This is a genomic window from Mycobacterium shottsii, from assembly GCF_010728525.1.
Lineage (GTDB): Bacteria > Actinomycetota > Actinomycetes > Mycobacteriales > Mycobacteriaceae > Mycobacterium > Mycobacterium marinum.
Map to the genome: position 1 here is coordinate 3,127,774 of NZ_AP022572.1, position 20,396 is coordinate 3,148,169.

The window sequence follows — 20,396 nt, forward strand, 5'->3', positions numbered from 1 at the left end:
CTTCGGGCGGCTCAGCCCGTGGTGTGAAACCAGATCCCGACCATGCGGGCGATCTCGATGTAGAGCGGGATCCCGATCGTCACGTTGTAGGAGAAGGTCAAACCCAGCGATGCGGCCAGCGGCAGCGTCGGGCTTGCTTCGGGTATCGCCAGTCGCTGCACGGCCGGCACCGCGATGTAGGACGCCGCAGCGCACAACACCGCGAACAACACGTAGGTGCCCGGCTTGAAGTCGCTGTTGGTGAGGTAGGCGTAGCTGTGCGCCACGATGATGCCGATGGTGGCAAAAAGGTTTGGGGCCAGTAGGCCGAAGAAGATGAACCCGCGCCCGGCCGTCTTGAGGTCCTTCAACTTGCGCGACGCTGTCATGCCCATCTCGAGCAGGAACAGGGCCAGCACACCCTGGAACGCGGTAACGAAGAAGGTGTCGTCGTCGTGGACGACCTTCTCGCCTTGCAGCCCACTGATCAGGCCGATGATGATGCCGCCGAGCAGCAGAGCCAGCCCGGGGTTGAGGAAGACCTCCTGGAAGAGCTCCCGGGAGAACAGCGACGGCCGGCCGCTGCCCTTGGCGGGTTCGTCCTGGTCCGTGTGCTCCCGCTTTTCCAGCGAAAACTCCAGCTCCTGCTCGATTTCGCGGTCATGTGTGCTTTCCAGGCTCTCGCCGCGCGCGGGCCGTGCGGCGGTACCCGGTCCGACCGAGACCTTGGCCGGGGGCGTGTAGCCCGGTTCGTCGGGCATGTATCCGGCCTCGTCCATCCCGCGGTGCCGCAGCCGCGCCACCAGGTACAGGGCCACCAGGCAGCCGGGGATCTCCATGACGGCCAACATGACCGGCATGTAGGCGTTGAAGGCGATGCCCACGCTGGTGAGGACGGCCACGCAGGTGGCAAAGGTCCCCGCCGAGTCCGACCCGTAATAGCCGGCGACGGTAGCTCGGTCGACTCGCCGCATTCGGCTCATGCGGCTCAGCAGCAGGTAGGCCAGACCGCCGATCAGGAAATTCAGGACGAAGCCCACACCCATGAAGCCGACGATGCTGCCGATGCTGGACGGTTTGATCTTGGCGAGTTCCTCACCGCCGTGCCAGCCGATCGCCAGCAGCAGGTACATGGTGAGGCCCTGATAGATCACATACGGGAACTCGAACCGCACCTTCAGGATTGGAATCAAAAACCCGAAATAGAAAAACAACAAGAGCGGTTTGAACAGGTTATGGGTGAAGTTCTCCCAGAACTCGTGCAGCATTGACGCCTCCCATCGTGCCGCGATCCAGGAAGCATCCACCGCCAGCGGAGCAACCGGGAACACACCCCAGACAACGCTGAGAATTTAGCGAGGCGGCTGCCAAATCGCCACTTGGTACGCCTATTAAAGTAGCTGGATTTGGGCCGTTTTGGCCGACACGGCAGCGGCCGAAACAGCTATGTAACAGTCGGCGATGGCAATTGCGCTGGCAACGTGCCGTAAAAGTCAGCTGGCCGCCAGTTTAGTGTGAGTTATCTGGCAATCCACTGTGAGATGGGCGTTGCGGCGTTCAACGCGCCGAAGAAACCAGCGACGGCCTGACGCCGATGTCGCGCTTTCGGTACGTCACCGACCGCCAGGCGTATGGCGAGTAGTGGGTCGTCGTTTCCTCGAAGCCGTCGACTTTGCAGACCTTCAAAACGCCGGTGTCGTGGTTGATGGTGAGCTCATCGCATTCGCCGGTGACTTCTTCTCCGTCGGCAAGCCGGATTACGAACATGTGCTGGTCCTCCTTGATGCTTGCGGCAGGCGGTCTTGGGCGGGGGTGGATGAGCGCCGGCGGGGCATCTCTGCGACTGGCTAGCTGGCTAGACAGTGATGGCAAGAGAACTGCCCGCTCAGCAGCATCTCACGGTGTGTCGATCAGGTAAATGGTTGGCGATCTGTGGTTGTTGCGCAAGCCGGAGGTCGGCGAGGCGAGCGCGATGGGCCGGTGGCGGCGGGTGGGCTGGCGTGGCTCCGGGTTGAGGTGGGATGCGTTGGCGCCACCGGCCGGGGAGTCCGGCGCGCATGTGTCCCGCCATTGATTCCCGCTGAGTCTTGGCCGGTAGCCGCGTCTTGCGGGAGCGGGTAGCGCGAATTCACGTAGGTTAGGCTACATTTACCTACTGTGGTAGAGGTCAGTGTCGAAGCGAGTGCTGTCAGTACCGCTGAACCGTCGATCCCGATGCCGGCCGATATCGATCCGGCCGACCTTGCGGCCGAGTTGGCCGCCGTGCTGTGCGAGGCGGTGAGACCCGAAGGTACCCAATACCTGCTCTACGAGCGTGACGGCCAGTGGGTCCTGGCGTCGGGTGTGCAGGCGATGGTGGAGTTGGACAGCGACGAGGTCCGGGTCATCCGCGACGGTGTGACTCAGCGTCAGCAGTGGTCGGGGCGACCTGGGGAAGTGCTGGGCGAGGCCATCGACAGATTGTTGTTGGAGACCGATCAGGTCTTCGGCTGGGTGGCTTTCGAATTCGGGCTGTACCGCTACGGTCTGCAGGCGCGCCTGGCCCCGGGCACCCCGCTGGCTCGGGTCTTCTGGCCGCGCACCCGCATCGTGGTGACCCGCGATGACGTAAGCCTGTTCGGCGCGGAGCCGCACGAGCGCGAGGCGGTGCTGCGGCTGCTGCGCGACGGGCTGTCCACGGTGCCCCGATCTCGCACCATCGATCTGAGCGCCGATCCGTCGGGCTATCGCGACCGCGTGGCGGTAGCGGTTCGTGAGATCGCGTCCGGCGCGTACCACAAGGTGATCCTGTCCCGCTGCGTAGAGGTGCCGTTCCGGCTCGATTTTCCGTCGACGTATCGGCGGGGCCGTGAGCGCAACACACCCGTACGGTCATTCCTGCTGCGGCTTGGTGGAATTCGCGCCCTCGGCTTTAGCCCGGAACTCGTCACCGCGGTTTCGCCCAGCGGTGTGGTGGTCACCGAGCCGTTGGCCGGCACGCGCGCGCTGGGCCGGGGTGCCGCCCATGATCGGCTGGCCCGTGGCGACCTGGAGAGCAATGCCAAAGAGATTGTCGAGCATGCTATTTCGGTGCGCACGTCGTTGCACGAGATCACCGAGGTGGCCGAGCCCGGAACCGCAGCGGTGATCGATTTCATGTCGGTGCGCGAGCGCGGTAGCGTGCAGCACCTCGGTTCGACGATCAGCGCCCGCCTGGATGCGGCCAGCGATCGGATGAGTGCGTTGGAGGCGCTTTTTCCCGCCGTGACGGCATCGGGCATCCCCAAGGCCGACGGTGTCGACGCGATCTTGCGTCTCGACGAAGGTCCGCGCGGACTGTATTCGGGGGCGGTCGTCATGTTGTCGGCCGATGGTGGGCTCGATGCCGCCCTGACACTGCGCGCCGCCTACGAGCGTGACGGGCGCACCTGGTTGCGGGCGGGTGCCGGCATCATCGAGGCATCCCAGCCCGAGCGCGAATTCGAAGAGACCTGCGAGAAGCTCTCCACGTTGGCGCCGTATCTGGTTGAGCGTCAGTAGCCCTCGAGGCTTTCGCAACGCCGGCGGTAAGTGCCGCCGCGCGCTCACATGGCGGTAGGGCACGAGGACGCCCGCCGTACGCCGGGTGAGTGGACGCCGTTGACCAAACGGTGATCAATCGCACACCGTGCGCAAGGACTTTCGGCCCTAGCAGAGTAGGCATTTGGCCAGCCAGGCTTCCCTTTCAGCGGCAGCAACACATGTCGAGAAAGCGGGGTCGGTGCGCCGTGTATGCACTCAGGCCGTGGTCGGTGCGGGAGTTCCCTGATGTGACCGTGCTTTCCAGTGCGTCGGTGTCGGCTGCTCATGGTGAGCAGGTGGCGCGCGCGGTGGGCCAGATTCTGGTGCACCGCGAGATCGTCGGAGGGGCCCGGGTGCGTCTCAAGACGGGAGCTTGTGGCCGTGGCCCGATGGTGGTGCAGGTGAACCTGCGGGTGGGGGAACTTCCGGCTCGGGTGCTTGCCGTTACGCGCGGCATCGATGATCTGGCGCCGGCATTGCTCAGGCTGGACCGTCATGTCGTGCGGATGTATGACCAGTGGCGTCCCCGGCCCTGGCCCGATCTGACCCGTCGTCGGCTGTTCGTGCGGCCTGATGCGGCCATCGCGCGTCGCAAGCCGGTCTCGCTGCAGTGCTCGACGCCCCTGGCGGCGGTGGCCGTGATGGATGCGATGGACTACGACGCGCACGTGTTCACCGACGCAGAAACGGGCGAGGACGCGGTGGTCTACCGGGCCGGCCCGTCGGGGCTGCGGCTGGCTCGGCAGCGGCACGTGTATCCGCCGGGATGGGCTTGGTCGCCGAGCAATTCGGCGCCGCCGGTACCCCTGATCGTGAATTCTCGCCCGACGCTGGCCCTCACCGAGGAGGAGGCGCTGCGCCGCGCCCGCGAACACGTGCTTCAGCTGCTGTTTTTCACCGATTCGGCTACTGGCCGCGGCCAGTTGCTCTATCCCCGCTACGACGGCGATCTCGGATTGGTCGGCCCCGCCCGGCGCGCCTGACTTGAATGTAACCGCGGTTTACAGATATATTGCCTGTAACTGGACGGAACATATAGCTGGGAGACCAACGTGTCCAAGGAAATGACCAACCTGCAGCTACTCCACGAGCTTCAGCCCGTGGTGGAGAATCTGCTCAACCGGCACATCTCGATGTTCAAAGAATGGAATCCGCACGACTACGTTCCCTGGTCCGATGGCAAGAACTACTACGCCCTCGACGGCCAGGATTGGGAGCCTGGGCAGAGCCAGCTCACCGACGTCGCTCAAGTGGCGATGGTGCAGAATCTGTTGACCGAGGACAACTTACCGTCGTATCACCGCGAGATCGCGATGAACTTCAGCATGGACGGTCCATGGGGGCAGTGGGTCAACCGGTGGACCGCCGAGGAGAACCGACACAGCACCGCGCTGCGTGACTATCTGGTGGTGACACGTGCTGTCGACTCCGTAGAGCTGGAGAAGCTGCGCCTGGAGCAAATGACAAGAGGCTTCAGCCCGGGCCAGAACCAACAGGGTGATCTGTTTGCGGAAAGTGTGTTCGACTCGGTCATGTACGTGTCGTTTCAGGAGTTGGCCACCCGCGTCTCGCACCGCAACACCGGTAAAGCCAGCAACGACCCGATCGCCGAGCAGTTGATGGCTAGGGTGTCGCACGACGAGAACTTGCACATGATCTTCTATCGTGACGTCAGCGCGGCCGGGCTGGACATCGCACCGAACCAGGCGATGAAGTCTGTGCACCGGATATTGCGCAACTTCAAGATGCCCGGGTTCACCGTCCCGGAGTTCCGTCGCAAGGCCGTGATCATCGCCGTCGGCGGCATCTACGACCCGCGGATCCACCTCAACGAGGTGGTGATGCCGGTGCTGAAGAAGTGGCGGATTTTCGAGCGGGAGGACTTCACCGGGGAAGCCGCGTGGATGCGCGACGATCTCGGTGTGCTGATCAAGGAACTCGAACAAGCCGGCGACAAGTTCGACGAGTCCAAGCAGCGCTACCTCGAGCGCGAGGAGCGCAGGGCAGAGAAGATCACCGCCAGCCGGGTGCTCAAAACCGAAGGGACGCTTACCCTCAGCAGAATGTGATCACCGAGCTGGTTGGCCCGGCATCGGTGGCTCACGGTGCCTGCTGGCGCCGCAGGGCGGGTTGGGCCTCCGAGGATTGCTCGATGTAGTCCGAGAGGAGGCGGCTGACCAGTGATTCGATGGTTGATTCGATCGAGGAAGCCAGCGTCGCGGTGATCGATGCGACGGCCTGGGTTCGGAACCGGATCAGCATGGTGATCAGCTCGGCGATCTCGGCGTCACCGGGCAGCGGCTCGCCCGGCTTGATCCGATCCACAACATGCTCAGCGCCGGCTCGCACCAGCAGGTCGCTGATCTCGTCGACCTTGGGAAGGATCTGCTCGTGTAGGTCGATGAGTTTGTCCATGCTGATGCCATAGCCCCGTACCTCGTTGAACGCGTCAATGAGTTTGGGGCGGGTAATGATCGCTTGGGTGCCGTCGATGCGGATCAGTCGCAGCGCCACCAGCCGTTCGAATGCCAGTGGATCGTCGACGCGCCGCTGAGCCTGGGCAAGTGGCATGGTTTGCGGTTTCTCGGTGGTCCAGCTGCCGACGATGGCCGTCTCCAGGCCCAGGACGTCGCCGAGGTTTCTGCCTTCCTCCCAGGCGCTGAGCATCTCGCGAACATGTGCGATGTTGTACCCCCGGTCGAGCATGGACGTGATCAGCCGAAGCCGGGTCAAATGGGTGTCGTTGAACAACGCGATTCGGCCGACCCGCAGCGGCGGGGGCAGCAGGCCACGGTCTCGGTACACCCGGATGTTGCGGGTGGTGGTGCCGGCCAGTCTGGCCAGTTCGTCGATCCGGTATTCACCTGAGGTCGCGCCACCATTGGGGTGCCGGACGGCCGCATCGAAAAGTTGTGACACAGCGGCTTCGATGAACTCGCCAAGCTCCCGCGATTGGCGCCGGACACGTTTCGGCGCGCGCCGCACGTTGTGCAGCACGCTGGCTATGGTGCCGGGGTCGGGTCGCGCCGATCGGTCGTTGGTCATGTCACCGTTGCGGATCATGCCGTCGAGGTCACCATGCTGCCGGCGTCTTGGGCGACCGCATGGTAGTGGCCATGGCGGAAATCCCGCATTTGGCAAAGGTACTCGGTGGGAAACCCGGGAAACATCGACCCGTTGAACCCCTCTTTGGTGAGGTACCAACTACGGCAACCCGACATCCACGTCGTCTTGGCAAGCCGACGCTGGATTCGCTCGTTGTAGCGGCGCTGGACGTCTGCACGCACATCGAGATAGCGCAGGCGTTCGTCGAGGATCGTGGTGATGGCGCGCACCGCGTAGTCGAGTTGGCTTTCGATGTAGACCAGCAACGAATTGTGCCCGGGCCCGGAGTTCGGTCCGGTCATGAAGAACAGATTGGGATATCCGTGTGCGTTGATGCTCTTGTAAGCCTGTGCGCCGTGGGCCCATTCATCGGCCAGCGACCGGCCGCCGATGCCGGTGATCGGGAAGGGAGGTCCCGTCAGATGGACGTCGTAGCCGGTCGCGAACACGATGCAGTCCAGGTGATGCTCTAGACCATCGCTGGTCCGGATGCCAACCGGGCTCAGCGTCGCGATCGGCCAGTCGATGAGTTTGCAGTTCGGGCGTTGCAGCGCGGGATAGTAGTCGCTGGAAACCAGTATGCGCTTGCAGCCCGGGCGGAAGTCCGGCGTCAGTTGGCGGCGTAACCACCGGTCTTTGACCTGACCGCGAAGATGGGCCTGGCCCAGTAACGCCACCAGCGACGTCAGCGGAGTGTTCCACACCAACGCGCCCGCGGTGGCCTCGTGGCCCCAGAACAGGGCTTGTCGCGCGAGTTGTTGAGCAGCGGGGACTTTGGTGAACAAGGCCTGCACGGCGGGTGGCGTGGCGACGTCGAGCCGTGGCAAGACCCAACAGGGGGTGCGCTGGAAGACCTTGACGAAGCTGGCCTGATTCACCAGTTCCGGGACGATTTGCACGGCGCTGGCTCCGGTGCCGACAACGGCGACTCGCTTGCCGCTGAAGTCGTAGTCGTGGTCCCAGCGCGCGCTGTGGATCTTGTGACCTTCATAGCGATCCAGGCCCCGGATGTCGGGAAAGCTGACATCGGAGAGCGGACGGGAAGCCAGGATGACGGTTCGGGCCCGAAACCTTTCGCCCGCCTGCGTTGTCGCGGTCCAGATGCCGGTGTCTTGGTTGAATGTGAGGCCAGTGACTCGTTGGCCGAACCGGATGCGATCACCGATACCGAACCGGTTCACCATGGCCTCGATGTGCCGGTAGATCTCCGCGGCGGGGGAGTAGGTGCGTGACCACTTGGGGTTGCGGACGAACGAGAACGAGTACAGCAGTGAGGGTATGTCGCAGCTGGCGCCCGGATAGGTGGTGTCGCGCCAGGTTCCGCCGACCCGGTCGCCGCGCTCCAGAATCACCACCTCATCGGGGTTGCTCAAACCGGCCTCGGCGAGTCGGATTGCCGCACCCAGTCCGGTGAGGCCCGCTCCCACAATCAGCGTCGCGTAGGCGTGATCGGGCGCCATGGTCACGCCGCTGGCCGATAGGTGAGTTCTTTGAACCAGCTGGGTATCGGCTTCAACAAGGGCTTGGGGTAGTAGTCCGACAGCCACACCATGGAGTTGGCCAGTAGGTGATAGGGGTGGCTCGGGTTGACCACCATGGCGGCATGGCGCTTGAGGACGCGGTACGCCGGAACCCGTGGTGTTTTCGCGCTGCGCTCGCCGAGTTGCCTGAAGCGCTTGACCGCGTTGTACAACCGCTCCGGTTCCATGCCCATGCCGGCCATCTCATTGCGCACCCGGTTGAGCAGCGGTATGTACATGAGTGCGCCGATGATCAGTCCCGGCGAGGCGATATTGTCGACGAACTCGATCGCCAGCCGGCGCGCCGTGGCGTGCCCGATCATGTCGAGCACCTCGAAATCCACGGCGATGTGCCGGGATTCGTCGTTGTTGATCTTCTCGAACACCTGGTGGCACACCGGATCTTCGACGGTATCGAGGAGGAACTTCAACAGCGCCCCGTCGAGCGCCACTTCGAGCATCGGAATCACGGTGCCCAGCACGGACAGCGGCATGCCATCCGAGTAGGTGTCCAGCCAATCGATAGCCAACCGGATGTTGACGTTGGGTTTGGGAAGTTCGCCCTCGTCGAGCATGCCCCAGCGCTTCATCAGGGCTAGCTCGGCGTTGGCGTGGCGCTGTTCTTCGGCGTGAAAATACCGGTAGATTTCCGCGATTGTCGGGTCGGGGGCTTTCTTGGCCAGCGCGGCGAAGCCGCGCGCCCCGATGTTCTCGATCCAGCACAGGTCCGCCATGAATGCCTTGAGCTTGGACCGGAATTCGGGCCGAATGGTATCGGCGCCCGGTGCTTCTCAGTCGATGTCGGCGAGCGCCCACTGACGATCCTTGATCTTGGCGAGCATAGCTTCCATGTCGATCGTCACCAGAAGCTCCTTCCGTTGGTGAAACGGGCTCTTAGCGCATCGTCGCCCGCAGAATCAGACCGGCCGCCCTGGTGTATGTGCCGGGCGCCATCCGCTTGATGTTCCACCCGATCTTGGCGTCCAGCTGGGGCATGCAGTACAGATCGCCGCGGTCGTTGGCGTCCAGACAGATGCGTGCCACCTTGTCGGGCGAAAATCCGGTCCAGCGAATGAGTTTGGTGACGACCTCGCTGGACTGCTCGCTGATCCGACCGGACTCGACGATGTTGGTCTTGACGAAGGTCGGGCACAGCACGGTGACATTGATGCCGGTGCCGGATAGTTCGGCGGCCAGGGTTTCCGATAGTGAGAGCACCCCAGCCTTGCTGACGTTATAGGCGGCCATGCCCGGAGCCGCGCCGAATGCGGCGGCCGAGGCGACGTTGATGATGCCCCGCGGGCCGACCGCCCGTCCGGCCTCCCGCAGGATGGGGGTGAAAACATGGCAGCCATGGATCGGGCCCCAGTGATTGATGCCCAGGGTCCATAACCAATCATCAAGGGGGATTTCGCCGATACCCGCGCCGCCAGCACCGACGCCGGCGTTGTTGATCACCAATGTCGGCGGTCCATCGAACCAGGCTTGTGAGCGTTCGGCCAGCGCCGCCACGTCTTCGATGCGTGAGACGTCGCAGCCGATCGAGATGGCTCTGGCGCCCGCCTCGGTCAGCGCTGCGACCGTGTTCTGGGCGGCCACTTCGTCGATGTCGCTGCAAACTACCGCGCTACCGCGGCGACCGAGTTCGAGCGCGAATGCGGCGCCGATTCCGCTGCCTGCGCCGGTGACCACCGCCAGGGCATCGTGGCTGGTCTTTCGGGACTTGCCCAGCAGCTTGTCCAAGGGACCCAACATGTCAGACCGCCTCGGCAGTAGCGTTGTCCTGCAATGAGCCTGCGATGAACGCGGAGGCGTAGGCCATGGCTTTGGCGGCCTCCGGAGTCATCCGCGGCAGTGCCTGGAATACGTGCATCTGGTCGGGCCAGACCTGCAGTTCGCAGCGGCCAGCGGCAGTGCGAATGTCGGCGGCCAGCTGACGCGCATCCGCCTCCAGCATCTCGGCTGCGCCGGCCTGGATCAGCGTGCTGGGAAGTGGCGATCCGCCCGCGACGTCGAGGCTGAGGCGGTGATGGGTGGGATCGATCCCGGCGTGGTAGAGGCCGACCACGCGCGCGGCGGTGGCCGCGCGGACGGCGGGATCGGGCTTCGTCCGTTCCCGAGCGGCCGAGAGCCCGAAGGTCAGGTCGATCAGCGGTGAGAACAGCACCAGTGAGGCCGGCGGCCGGGCGGCGACGTCGGGCTGCAAAAGCAAATCAACCGATAGGTGACCGCCCGCCGAATCGGCCATCACGACCATGCGTTCCGGGGACAAGCCGCATGCGCCCGGCAGCCAGTCCCACCCGGCCCGCACGTCGTCGGCGGCGGTGGGGAAGCGGTGTCGTGGCGCCAATCGGTAGTCGACGCTGAACACCGGCAGTCCGGTGAGTGAGGACAGCCAAGCCGTTAGGCGCCGGTGCGTCCGGGGCGAACACATGGTGTAGCCGCTGCCGTGCACGAAATAGATTGCGCCGCTGCGATTCGGTGCGGGCCCGGTCGGCAGGTGCGGCCCGTGGACCCATTCGCCGCCGACCCGGCGCCCGTCTGGCAGAACAGAGTTCACCGGTTTCACGTGGGTGCCCGACAGTGATGGGCCGAGCGTGCCCATCAGCCGCGCGATGAGCTGGCGCGTCATCCAGATTCCCCAGGCGCGCTCCGGCGGTATTGCCGCGGTGATGGGCGGCATCATTATCGAGCTCACCGCTACCGCGGTGCGGGACCGCAATGACCCGCGGACCGGAACGATGTCCGTCATAAAATGCAGTCAATACCAAATGGTGACATTAGTCAATGTCACTTTTTGTCGGTCGGCTATGTCGGCTCGGCGGACCCGCATGGCGGGGTGGCGGACGTGATTGCCCTGCTCAGGTCGCCGTGGTTGTCAGGATCTGGCTCGCGATCGCCTTCTTGTCGATCTTTCCCACCGGTGTCGTCGGCAGCGACGGCATCGCGACCAGCCGATCGATGCGGATATGCGCGGCAACGCCACGCTGCTGGAGATAGTCATTGAGTCCCGACAAGGTCTGCGGCGTCTGCGGTGGCCCCGCGAAAACAATTGCAGCGCAGATTAGCTCGCCCATATCCGGGTCCGGCAGTGGCACCGCCGCGGCCGAGCAGATCGCCGGGTGGTTGAGCAACTGTTCTTCGAGGTCCTGGGCCGAGATGGTCTCACCGCAGCGGCAGATGACGTCTTTGACGCGCCCGGTGACCTGCAGGTAGCCGTCGTCGCGGAGTCGGACCAAGTCGCCGCTGCGATAGAAGCCGGCTGGATCGAAGCAGCGCTCGTTGTCTCGGTCGGCGCAGAAGTAGCCGTTGATGGTGTAGGGACCGCGCACGAGTAGCTCGCCCTCTGCGCCGGGAGCCACCGGCGCGCCCGCGCCGTCGACAATGCGCAATTCGTCAGCGGAGCACAGGGGCCGGCCCTGGGTGTGCTCGAGGAGGTCCGGCGGATCTTCGAGGCGGGTGAAGTTCAGCAGTCCTTCGGCCATCCCGAAGACCTGTTGCAGCCCCGGGGTCAATGCCTCTCGTGCCTGGCGAGCATCCTCGGGCTCCAATCTGGAGCCACCAACCTGCAATAGCCGCAAAGACTTCGGGGTTACCGGCTCCCAGTCACAGGCCTGGGTCCACAGTTTGGCCAGCGCGGGTACCAGCGCCGTGACGGTGACGCCGTGGCGCTCGATCAAGGTGAAGGCGGCCTCCGGGCTGGGGTCGGTGCTGAAAACGATGGTGGCGCCGACGGCCATCGAGCCGAGTATGCCCGGACATGCCAACGGGAAGTTGTGCGCCGCCGGCAGCGACACGAGGTACACGTCGTCAGCGGTCAGCCGGCACAACTGCGCACTCGCGGTGGCGTTGTAGACGTAGTCGTCGTGTGTTCGGGGGATCAGTTTCGGAGTGCCGGTGGTGCCACCCGAGACGAGTAACAAGGCGGGCGATGTGGTGTCGACATCGATGTCGGGTGTGGCGCCTTCGGACAGCGACGACCACGGCAGAAAGGGCCCGGACTCGCCGTCGATGATGACGTGGCGCAACTGGGGGTGAGCGGCGACCAACCGCTCGGCCATCGACCGGTAGTCGAAGCCGCCGGCGTGCTGCGCGACGATCAAACCCACCGCACCGCTGACCTCGGCGAAGTGGTGCAGTTCTGCCAGTCGGTGTCCGGGCAGGCACATCACCGGGATGGCTCCGGCGCGCAACAGGCCGAACAAGGCGACCGCGAACCGGCACGAATTGGGTAACTGCAGCAGCACCCGGTCGCCCGGTGCGATGCCCAGCGAAACGAAGCCCGCGGCGGCTCGATCGGCCAGTTTGTCCAGTTCGCAGAACGTATGGCTGGCGCCGGCGTCGACCACGCCCACTCGGTCAGGCCAGCGTGCGGCCGCTTGCCGCAACAGCGAGCCGATGCTGCGACCGGTCCAATAACCGGCGGAGCGGTAGCTGGCCATTCGCTCGGGTGGGTACGGAATGAACCCGGCCACCGGCCCCGGTCGAGGCGGCTGAGCGGATGTGACAGGCACTCGGCGACTCCCCTTGGGGCGTGCGTTTCCCACCCCTCGGACCATAGGGTAGCGTACTCGAAGTTAGGACAGCCTGGGCTAAGGATGGGAGGTGGCTGGTGGGCGGCGCCACCCTCGCCGGGATGCTGGCGAACCGGAAATGGCAGCGCTATTACCCAACGTGCTCCCGCGGCCATGTGCGATTGCTGGGCACCGCATGAGCGCCACGCTCGCGATTGTCGGGGCCGGCGCGAAGGCGGCGGCGGTGGCCGCGAAGGCGGCGGTGCTACGCGAGATGGGCGTCGAGGTTCCTGACCTGGTTGCCATCGAGTCCACCGGGGTAGCCGCGAACTGGCGAGCCGGCGGCGGCTGGACCGACGGCCGGCAGCGGCTGGGTACCAGCCCCGAAAAGGACGTCGGTTTCCCCTATCGGTCGGCGCTGTGGCCGGGCCGCAACGCCGAAATCGACGAGCGGATGATTCGGTTTAGCTGGCAGTCTTTTCTGGTCGACACCGACCAATTTGTCGGCTGGGTGGACCGGGGCAGGCCGTCGCCGGCCCACGACACGTGGGCGCAGTACTTGCGCTGGGTTGCCGACCGGGCTGGTCTGGAAGTCGTTGGTGGCGAGGTAGTTCAGCTGTCGGTCGACGAATCTCGCTGGGTGGTGCATACGGCCGACTCGAGTCTGACCGCAGACATGGTGATGTTCACCGGGCCTGGCCAGCCGGAAAGATCGATCCTTGCCCACGATCCGCGGGTGCTGTCGATTGCCCAGTTCTGGCACCGCGCGGCACAACATGAGCGGATTGTTGCCGAACGCGTCGCGGTCATCGGCGGTGGCGAGACCGCCGCATCAATCCTCAATGAGCTTTTTCATCATCGGGTTTCGGCGATCACGGCCTTCTCGCCGCAGGCGACCCTGTTCACCCGCGGTGAGGGCTTCTTCGAAAACTCTCTGTTTTCCGATCCCGCCGGGTGGCGCAATCTGGCCCTGTCGGAACGGCGCGACTGCATCGCTCGCACCGACCGTGGGGTGTTCTCGGCGCGCGTACAGGAATCCCTGCTCACCGACGAGCGAATCCGGCATATGCGCGGGCGGGTTGCTCGTGCGGTCAACCGCGACAACCGAATCTGGCTCACGCTGTCCACCGACTGCTGCGGTGAACCCCGCGAGACCTTGCATGACTTCGACCTCGTCATCGACGGTTCCGGCGCCGACCCGTTGTGGTTTCTATCGTTGCTGAGTCAGGATGCGGTGGACTTGCTGGAGCTGGGGCCGCAGGCGCCGCTGACCTGTCAGCGGCTCGAGGAATCCATCGGTGCCGATCTGGCTGTGTCCGGCGTTGCCCCGAAATTGTTCCTGCCGAATCTGGCCGGCCTCAACGAAGGTCCGGGATTTCCGAATCTGAGTTGTCTGGGTCTGCTGTCCGACCGCATCCTTAGTGCCGAACTCGGCCTAGCGCCCGCACCGGTTGGGACCAATCGGTCAAAGGGGAGAAGCGATGAGTACCAATCCGTTTGATGACGAAGACGCCATGTTTTATGTGCTGATCAATGACGAGGAACAGCACAGCCTGTGGCCGACATTCGCCGATGTGCCCGCCGGCTGGCGGGTAGCGTTCGGCGCGGAAACGCGCGCCGACTGCCTGTCCTACGTCGAGCAGCACTGGGCCGACATCCGGCCCAAGAGCCTGCGCGACGCGATGGCTGGCAACTAACCGTTCACCGCGCACCGAGCTGGGCAAGCACGTCGGCGATCGACGCCCCGCCGAGCAGATCCGAGACCTCTAGCTCGTGATCAAACTCGTCCTTGACGCGCCGACGTAGCTCCAGCGCCTGCAACGAATCCAGTCCGAGCGCGACCATGGGCACCGACGTGTCGATCCGCTCGGCGCGCTCCGCGCCAATCGCTGCGGCCAGCAGGTTGCTGAGTCGTCCCGGTAGGTCCGCCGGCTCGGCCGGCGCAGCGGTCTCGCTGACGGGCGAGAGCAGCTCTGATACCAGCGGGCCGTAGCCAAAGGTTTCCAGTACCGGGCGGGCGCGATCGAAGTCGAATGCCGCGACGATGGCATTGCGGCCGAGCCGCTGCATTCCCAACGCGATCGCCTCGGCGGGCGGCATCGGGATCACACCGATGGCGGCCAACTGCGCCATGCTCGAGGCATCGAGATCGAAATGCACGGTCCACTGGCCCCACTGCACGGAGACGCAGTCCAGCCCCTCGGCCCGCAGCCGGTGGGCCATCGCGTCCAGCATTCGGTTGGCCGCGGCGTACATGACCTGTCCGCGACCACCGATGGTGGCCCGTGCCGAAGAGCACAAAACGATGCGACAGCCATCAGTCCTGGGGAAAGCGTCCAGGACCTGCCCAATGCCGACAACCTTGGCGTAGAGCGCATTGTCGGCGTCATCGGTGGTGATGTCGGAGAACTCCACCGACGCATAAGCCACGGCGGCATGGATGATCAGATCCGCCGGTGTGGACCGGTGCTGCGCTGCCAACCGCGATACCGCAGCGGGGTTACCCACGTCGCATCGGGTGACAGCGATCTGGGCGGCTGTCGCCGAGCGGATCTGCGCCAGGCGCTCCGCCACCGCAGCAGACTCGCCTGATCTGCTCACCAGAGTGATTCTCCGTGCGCCGCGGTGGGCGAAGTGGTCGCAGAATTCGAGCCCGAGGTTGCCGGTCCCGCCGATGATGAGCACGTGTTCTGGACACGCGCCCGCACCGTGCACCACCGCGCCCTCGCCCGCCACGATCCGTTTGGCATAGAAAGCGCCGTCGCGATATGCCAGCTCCGGTTCGTTGGCTGTGTGCAGCGCCGCCACAATGGGATGCGCCCAGTCCTGTGCCGTCGCTCCGGCCGGCAGATCCAGGTGGCGGAATCCCACGCCCGGGTGTTCGGCGCCGATGCTGCGAAAGCCCGCGCTTGCCGCCGCGTGCACCGGATCTGGCGGCCCATCCGCGGCGGTCGCCGCCTCACCGCCCACCGTCACCAGCCAGCAGTCGGTGATCCCGGTGTCGACTCCGGGCCACCACGCCCGGTTCGAAAAGAATCCTCCGACCTCGGCGGCGGCGGCGCGGCCATCCAGTTTCGGTGTTTCCGGAAGCAGAATGACCAGTGTGTTGACATCCGCTCCGGTGCCGTCATTTTCGCCGTTGACCACATGAGCCGTGGCCCCGGCCTGGTGGGCCGCGGCAGTCATCGCGGTGGCGAACTGCGCGCACGCTCCGGTGGGGTCAACAATCCCGACGACCTGTGGCGGCGTAAGTGAGCGCTGCGAGAGCCGCACCCATTCTTCGACCAGCAGACGCGCCGGTGTGGTGTCCGCGGTCGCGTCGGGGACCGACGGTGATGCGGGAGCAACTGATACGGCCGGCGGCTGACGACGGGGCAGCACCTCGTCATAGGGCAGCCACAACCGGATCTCGTTCATCCGGGTGTTGGGAAAGTCGAGCAACGGTAAGGCCTGGGCGCCGTCCGGGTCGGCGCGCAGACAGTCCCATGGGTAGTTCAGGTCATGCACGGCCAGCTGGGCCAGATTGCGGGTGAATTCGCCCAGATCGGTGGCGGTGCGTTCGGAGGTTCCTACCACCATGGCGGGGCGGTTATCGGCTTCGTCGCGCAGGGCGGCCAGATTCTCGTGAATCGCCAACTGCAGCGTCGGATGCTCGGCCAGTTCGACGAACGTTTCGACGTCACGTTGCACGGCGGCGGCGATTGCCTTGTCGAACCGAACGATGTTGCGTAGGTTCCAAAACCAATAGTCGCCGACCGGGAGCTCCGACGTGATGGGCGCGCCGAGAGTGGCACCGAGGCAGTCGATGTCGGTGTCGACAAAACTTGGGTGCTGCAGTTGGTCTTGGATGGCTGCACGAAGTTTGTCGGCACCGTCGTGGATCAAGCTGGTGTGTGCGGGATAGCGGACCCGGATAACCCGGGCGAAGGTGCCGCCCTCGGTCAAGGTGTCCACGATGCCCTGAACCGTTTCCCGTTCACCCGAAATACCGACCATGCGTGGGGAATTGACCACGGAGAGCTGCGCCCAGCCGGAGCATCGGGCGAGTAGGTCCTCGCACGTTTCCCGGTCGGCGGCGACGATGGCCATGGCGTAGTCAGCAGCAGCGAACTCGTCGGCGGCGTGGGCGCGGATACCGATGACGCGCACGGCGTCCTCGAGGGTAATCGTGCCGGAAACGTAAGCCGCGGCGACTTCCCCTTGGCTGTGCCCGATGGTGACGTTGGGCGCAATGCCGAATGATCGCCACATCGCCGCCAGTGCGGCCATCTGGGTGAACAGCGCCGGCTGGACGATGCCGGCGCTACCATCATCCTGAAAATTCTTGTCGAGCAGATAGTTTCGCGGTGACCCGCAGGATTGTGCTTCGAACGCCTGGGCGCAGCGATCTACCTCGGCGCGAAACGCGGGCACCGATTCGTAAAAGAGCTGTCCCATCCCGGGGCGCTGGCCTCCCTGCCCGGGAAAGACATAGCCGATGCGACGGCGGATGGCCGCCGGGTCGGTACGAATCAGGGTGGGATTCTCGTATCGGTCGATCATCGCTTGCAGGGCGTCGATCAACTCCGCACGCGTCCTGACCATGGCCAGGGCCCGGTGCCGGCGAGCGGCCCGCGTCCGAAACAGCATGGCGGAGATCGGGCCGGGGGTGAGGTCGGGATGAGCTGCGACATGGTCACGCAGCGCTGTGGCCTCGCTGTCCAGTAGCTCGGGCGTGTCCGCCGAGAGCAGGACGGGAATGGTGCCGTCCGGCAGGCGGTAGGCGGCCGCGCTCACTGTCCGACTCCGGCAGCCGGCATCGAAATGATGGCATGGGCATTGGCGCCGCCCGCACCGAACGAAGACACGGCACCGTAGCGAACACCGTGTTTGGGCTCCCACTCATGTAGTTTCGTCGCCAGCCGCAGGCCGGTCAGATCCCAGTCCACCGTTTTGGTTGGGTTGTCCGCAAAAAGGGTTGGCGGAATCTGACCGTGTTGGCCGGCCAGCAGCAGCTTGATCAACGCCAGGATTCCGGATGCCGCCTGCGAGTGTCCGGCGTTGGACTTGATCGACCCGAGCAGGGCTTCCGACCCCGCAGCGCCGTAGGTCTTGAACAGCGCGATCAATTCGACTGGGTCGCCGGCAGGCGTTGCAGTGCCGTGTCCTTCGATCATTCCGACCTCGACGGGATCAATTCCCGCCACCTCCAGCGTCTTGCGAATAACCTGCTCTTGCGCTCGTACCCGGGGAACCAAGATTGGCTTGCCTTTACCGTTGTGGTTGGTGCGGATGGCCGCGATACGTCCGTAGATTCGCCGGCCCTCTCGCCGTGCTCGTGATTCCCGCTCGACGAGAACCATTCCCGCGCCTTCCCCCCACACGGTGCCGGTGGCGTTATCGGAATAGGCGCGGCAATGCCCGTCCTCGGAAAGGGCATTGAGCCTCGCGAATTCGTAAAACGCTCCGGGCGAACCCATCACGCACACGGCGCCGGCAAGCGCCCATTCGCACTCGTCCTCCCGCACCGCCGTGGCGGCCAGGTGCAGTGCGGACAATGACGAGGCGCACGCCGTGTCGACACTGATCGAAGGACCGATCAGGCCAAGACTGTGCGAAATTCGGGCGGCGCCCCCCAGTTGGCCCAGCGAGGCGATCCGATGACCGCTGTAGGCATCGGCTACCGATGCCCGTGGTCCGTACTCCATTGGCGACATGCCGACGAAACAGCCGCCCTCTGCCCCGGCAGTCGAGCCGGGGTTGATTCCGGAATTCTCCAGTGCCTTCCACGCGACTCGCATCGCAACCCGTTGCTGGGGATGCAACACGATGGCCTCGCGGGCGCTGATACCGAAGAAGCCAGGGTCGAATGTGGTTGCTCCATCCAGGAATCCGCCGGAATCGCAAACCTGCCCCCAACCTTCCAGGTCGGATACCGACAACAGATCATCGACGGGCCAGCCGCGGTCGCGGGGAAAGGGACTCAGTAGTTCCCTGGATTCGGCAAGCGCTGCCCACAAAGAAGCCGGGCTGTCGATTCCGCCGGGTGCCTCGACGGCCATTCCGGAGATGACGATCGGGTCGGCTGCTCCGGCGGATCCGTTGGTGCTCATGCTTGCTGCCCGCACTGTGCGCTCGAGGCCAGCAACGCCGCGACGGCGTCGATGTGTGACCGCAAGTAGAAGTGTCCCCCGTCGAACATGGTGACCTTGGCGGTATCGGTGTGCTTGCCCCACTCGTAGAGATCGCCCAGTGTGATGTAAGGGTCCTGGTCGCCGCCCATGGCGTGAATCGGCGTCGCCACCTTGATGTCCTCGGCGCACGAGTATGTGTCAAAAGCGTGGTAGTCGGCCTTGATCACGGGAAGTGCCAGCCTCATGAGTTCGCGGTTGCTGAACACGTCCGTATCGGTGCCCTCCAGCGCGCCCAGATGGTTGAGGATTTCTTCGTCGTCGCTGGGATGTGCCGGCTTGGCCGCCGCGTTGCAGGGGGCCACCGCGGCGGAGACGTTGAGGTGCCGCACATCGATACCGTTGGCTTCGGCCAGGCGGACGAACTCGAACGCGACCAGCGCCCCCATGCTGTGACCGAATGTGATGATCGGGAGTCCGCGATTGTGCTCCGATGCCGCGAACTCGCTGAACGCGCCGGCAGCAATCTCGGAAATGGCGGCGCACGAGGGTTCAGCGGCCCGATCTTGGCGCCCCGGGTACTGAAAGACAATGACGTTGAACGTCTCGCTGAGGACCTTCGAGAACTCGCGATATGCCGACGCGCCCGCCCCGGCATGCGGAAAGACGAGCAGCGGAAGGCTTTCGGGGGCATCCGGTTCGTGGAATTGCCTGACCCACCCTAGTTTGCGCGCCATGCAGCACTACCTCTCACTCGACCACTTCGCTCGTTGCGACAAGTTCTCGTTGTTGTGCGCACCGGTGCCAGCTCGCCGACCGCCGGTTTCGGTGCCGCCGCGGTTGGGCTCATCGTCGTTGCCGGTCACGGATCATCAGCGCGGCCCGCTTGTCCGGTAGATCAAGGTCGGCGGTGCGCTCGAACCCGGCACGTTCGAGCGCCCGGATCATTCGGGTGTTGTTGACGTCGGGCTCGGCGATGACACGGTCTGCGCTCGGATCCGCATCCAGCTGCCACGTCGAGACGATGCGCAGCAGATCCGCGGCGAGGCGCCGTCCCCGGCATTCGGCGGGACCTAGCAAACTGTGCAGGCCGGCATCGTGCTCGCGCGCGGCGTAGTGGCGGGCGAGCGGATCCAGATCGGCACGGTAGAGCTCCCAATAGCTGATCGGGGCGCCGTCTAGCAGGCCGAGATAAGGGACGGAATGCGCGCTACAGTGTTGGTCGAACAGATACGAGGCGATCTGGGGCCGTGGCCACGGCTTGCGCCAGAAGCGCGCCACTTCGGGATCGTTCATCCAGGAATGCATCAAATCGAGGTCGCCCTCGGGGTCCAGCCGCCGCAGCGAGAACTCGCCCGAGAAGGCCTCATGATCCAGCGCGGCGCGACATTGTTGCAGGTCAAGCGTGTTCACTAGGTACCTCCCGACCATCTGGCCCGGATGGCCCGCCATCACCGCCTGGGGCGCAGGATCGATCCGGTCTCTGTCTTGCCGTGATAGCCGCGACGGGCCGCAACAGCCATTCAACTTAGCGAAGGCTAACATAAGCCTGGTTTGGCGAAGGCTGTTCGGCGTGCAGGGGCTTGCCCCCGGACAGCGCGCGGGCGTTAGCGAGTTGGAGGGGTTGG

17 protein-coding genes and 1 pseudogene are annotated in these 20,396 nt (G+C 64.8%); 6 read left to right on the forward strand and 12 right to left on the reverse strand.

Features of this window, described 5'->3' with window-relative positions; genetic code table 11:
• Positions 1–11: 11 nt before the first annotated feature.
• Positions 12–1,247: a sodium-dependent bicarbonate transport family permease gene (locus G6N41_RS14525; protein ID WP_012395321.1), complete on the reverse strand. Its 1,236-nt coding sequence runs from the start codon at positions 1,245–1,247 to the stop codon at positions 12–14.
• A gap of 289 nt (positions 1,248–1,536) precedes the next feature.
• Positions 1,537–1,746, reverse strand: coding sequence for a hypothetical protein (locus G6N41_RS14530; RefSeq protein WP_198913178.1), 210 nt, complete (start codon positions 1,744–1,746; stop codon positions 1,537–1,539).
• 151 nt (positions 1,747–1,897) lie between these two features.
• On the opposite strand from G6N41_RS14530, the gene G6N41_RS14535 reads away from it, so the two are divergent.
• The 4 genes from G6N41_RS14535 (at position 1,898) to G6N41_RS14550 (ending at position 5,588) form a co-directional block, all read left to right on the forward strand.
• The gene (locus G6N41_RS14535; protein ID WP_020730309.1) at positions 1,898–2,053 is read left to right on the forward strand and encodes a hypothetical protein; all 156 of its coding nucleotides are present in this window, start codon (positions 1,898–1,900) and stop codon (positions 2,051–2,053) included.
• Positions 2,054–2,136: 83 nt separating this feature from the next.
• Positions 2,137–3,498 carry a salicylate synthase gene (locus tag G6N41_RS14540; RefSeq protein ID WP_198913179.1) on the forward strand — a complete coding sequence of 454 codons (1,362 nt, stop codon included), beginning with the start codon at positions 2,137–2,139 and terminating at the stop codon, positions 3,496–3,498.
• A gap of 200 nt (positions 3,499–3,698) precedes the next feature.
• Positions 3,699–4,502 (forward strand): sigma 54 modulation/S30EA ribosomal C-terminal domain-containing protein, encoded by an 804-nt coding sequence (locus G6N41_RS14545; RefSeq protein ID WP_198913180.1) that lies wholly within the window; start codon positions 3,699–3,701, stop codon positions 4,500–4,502.
• Between the two features lie 81 nt (positions 4,503–4,583).
• Positions 4,584–5,588, forward strand: a complete 1,005-nt coding sequence (locus tag G6N41_RS14550; RefSeq protein WP_407663821.1) for an acyl-ACP desaturase — start codon at positions 4,584–4,586, stop codon at positions 5,586–5,588.
• A gap of 31 nt (positions 5,589–5,619) precedes the next feature.
• On the opposite strand, the gene G6N41_RS14555 is transcribed toward G6N41_RS14550, so the two are convergent.
• From G6N41_RS14555 to G6N41_RS14580, 6 genes and pseudogenes are all read right to left on the reverse strand, one after another.
• Entirely contained in the window at positions 5,620–6,582 is a 963-nt protein-coding gene (locus G6N41_RS14555) for a MerR family transcriptional regulator (RefSeq protein WP_117432915.1), read from the reverse strand.
• Complete coding sequence (locus G6N41_RS14560) at positions 6,579–8,090, reverse strand: flavin-containing monooxygenase (protein ID WP_198913183.1); 1,512 nt, start codon at positions 8,088–8,090, stop codon at positions 6,579–6,581. Before G6N41_RS14560 ends, G6N41_RS14555 begins: the two co-directional genes overlap by 4 nt.
• Positions 8,087–9,007, reverse strand: a pseudogene (locus G6N41_RS14565) (ferritin-like domain-containing protein). The gene G6N41_RS14560 and the pseudogene G6N41_RS14565 overlap by 4 nt, the downstream one beginning before the upstream one ends.
• Before the next feature lie 31 nt (positions 9,008–9,038).
• Positions 9,039–9,899 (reverse strand): SDR family NAD(P)-dependent oxidoreductase, encoded by an 861-nt coding sequence (locus G6N41_RS14570; protein WP_198913184.1) that lies wholly within the window; start codon positions 9,897–9,899, stop codon positions 9,039–9,041.
• Position 9,900: 1 nt separating this feature from the next.
• The gene (locus G6N41_RS14575; RefSeq protein ID WP_198913185.1) at positions 9,901–10,896 is read right to left on the reverse strand and encodes an alpha/beta hydrolase; all 996 of its coding nucleotides are present in this window, start codon (positions 10,894–10,896) and stop codon (positions 9,901–9,903) included.
• Positions 10,897–11,005: 109 nt separating this feature from the next.
• Positions 11,006–12,586 carry a (2,3-dihydroxybenzoyl)adenylate synthase gene (locus tag G6N41_RS14580; protein WP_231609014.1) on the reverse strand — a complete coding sequence of 527 codons (1,581 nt, stop codon included), beginning with the start codon at positions 12,584–12,586 and terminating at the stop codon, positions 11,006–11,008.
• Between the two features lie 268 nt (positions 12,587–12,854).
• Here G6N41_RS14580 and mbtG point away from each other — a divergent pair, with 268 nt between their 5' ends.
• Both mbtG and G6N41_RS14590 read left to right on the forward strand, forming a co-directional pair.
• Positions 12,855–14,159: an NADPH-dependent L-lysine N(6)-monooxygenase MbtG gene (gene mbtG / locus G6N41_RS14585; RefSeq protein ID WP_198913186.1), complete on the forward strand. Its 1,305-nt coding sequence runs from the start codon at positions 12,855–12,857 to the stop codon at positions 14,157–14,159.
• A complete protein-coding gene (locus G6N41_RS14590; RefSeq protein WP_198913187.1) occupies positions 14,140–14,355 on the forward strand; it encodes an MbtH family protein in 216 nt (71 codons plus the stop codon). Before mbtG ends, G6N41_RS14590 begins: the two co-directional genes overlap by 20 nt.
• A gap of 4 nt (positions 14,356–14,359) precedes the next feature.
• Here the strand turns inward: G6N41_RS14590 and nbtC are convergent, their stop codons facing one another.
• The 4 genes from nbtC to G6N41_RS14610 all read right to left on the reverse strand — a co-directional run bounded on the left by nbtC (position 14,360) and on the right by G6N41_RS14610 (position 20,181).
• Positions 14,360–17,434 (reverse strand): nocobactin polyketide synthase NbtC, encoded by a 3,075-nt coding sequence (gene nbtC / locus G6N41_RS14595; RefSeq protein ID WP_198913188.1) that lies wholly within the window; start codon positions 17,432–17,434, stop codon positions 14,360–14,362.
• The gene (locus G6N41_RS14600; RefSeq protein WP_020730320.1) at positions 17,431–18,750 is read right to left on the reverse strand and encodes a beta-ketoacyl [acyl carrier protein] synthase domain-containing protein; all 1,320 of its coding nucleotides are present in this window, start codon (positions 18,748–18,750) and stop codon (positions 17,431–17,433) included. The genes nbtC and G6N41_RS14600 overlap by 4 nt, the downstream gene beginning before the upstream one ends.
• Entirely contained in the window at positions 18,747–19,505 is a 759-nt protein-coding gene (locus G6N41_RS14605; RefSeq protein WP_198913189.1) for a thioesterase II family protein, read from the reverse strand. The genes G6N41_RS14600 and G6N41_RS14605 overlap by 4 nt, the downstream gene beginning before the upstream one ends.
• 109 nt (positions 19,506–19,614) lie before the next feature.
• Positions 19,615–20,181 carry a GNAT family N-acetyltransferase gene (locus tag G6N41_RS14610; RefSeq protein ID WP_231608480.1) on the reverse strand — a complete coding sequence of 189 codons (567 nt, stop codon included), beginning with the start codon at positions 20,179–20,181 and terminating at the stop codon, positions 19,615–19,617.
• Between the last annotated feature and the right edge of the window lie 215 nt (positions 20,182–20,396).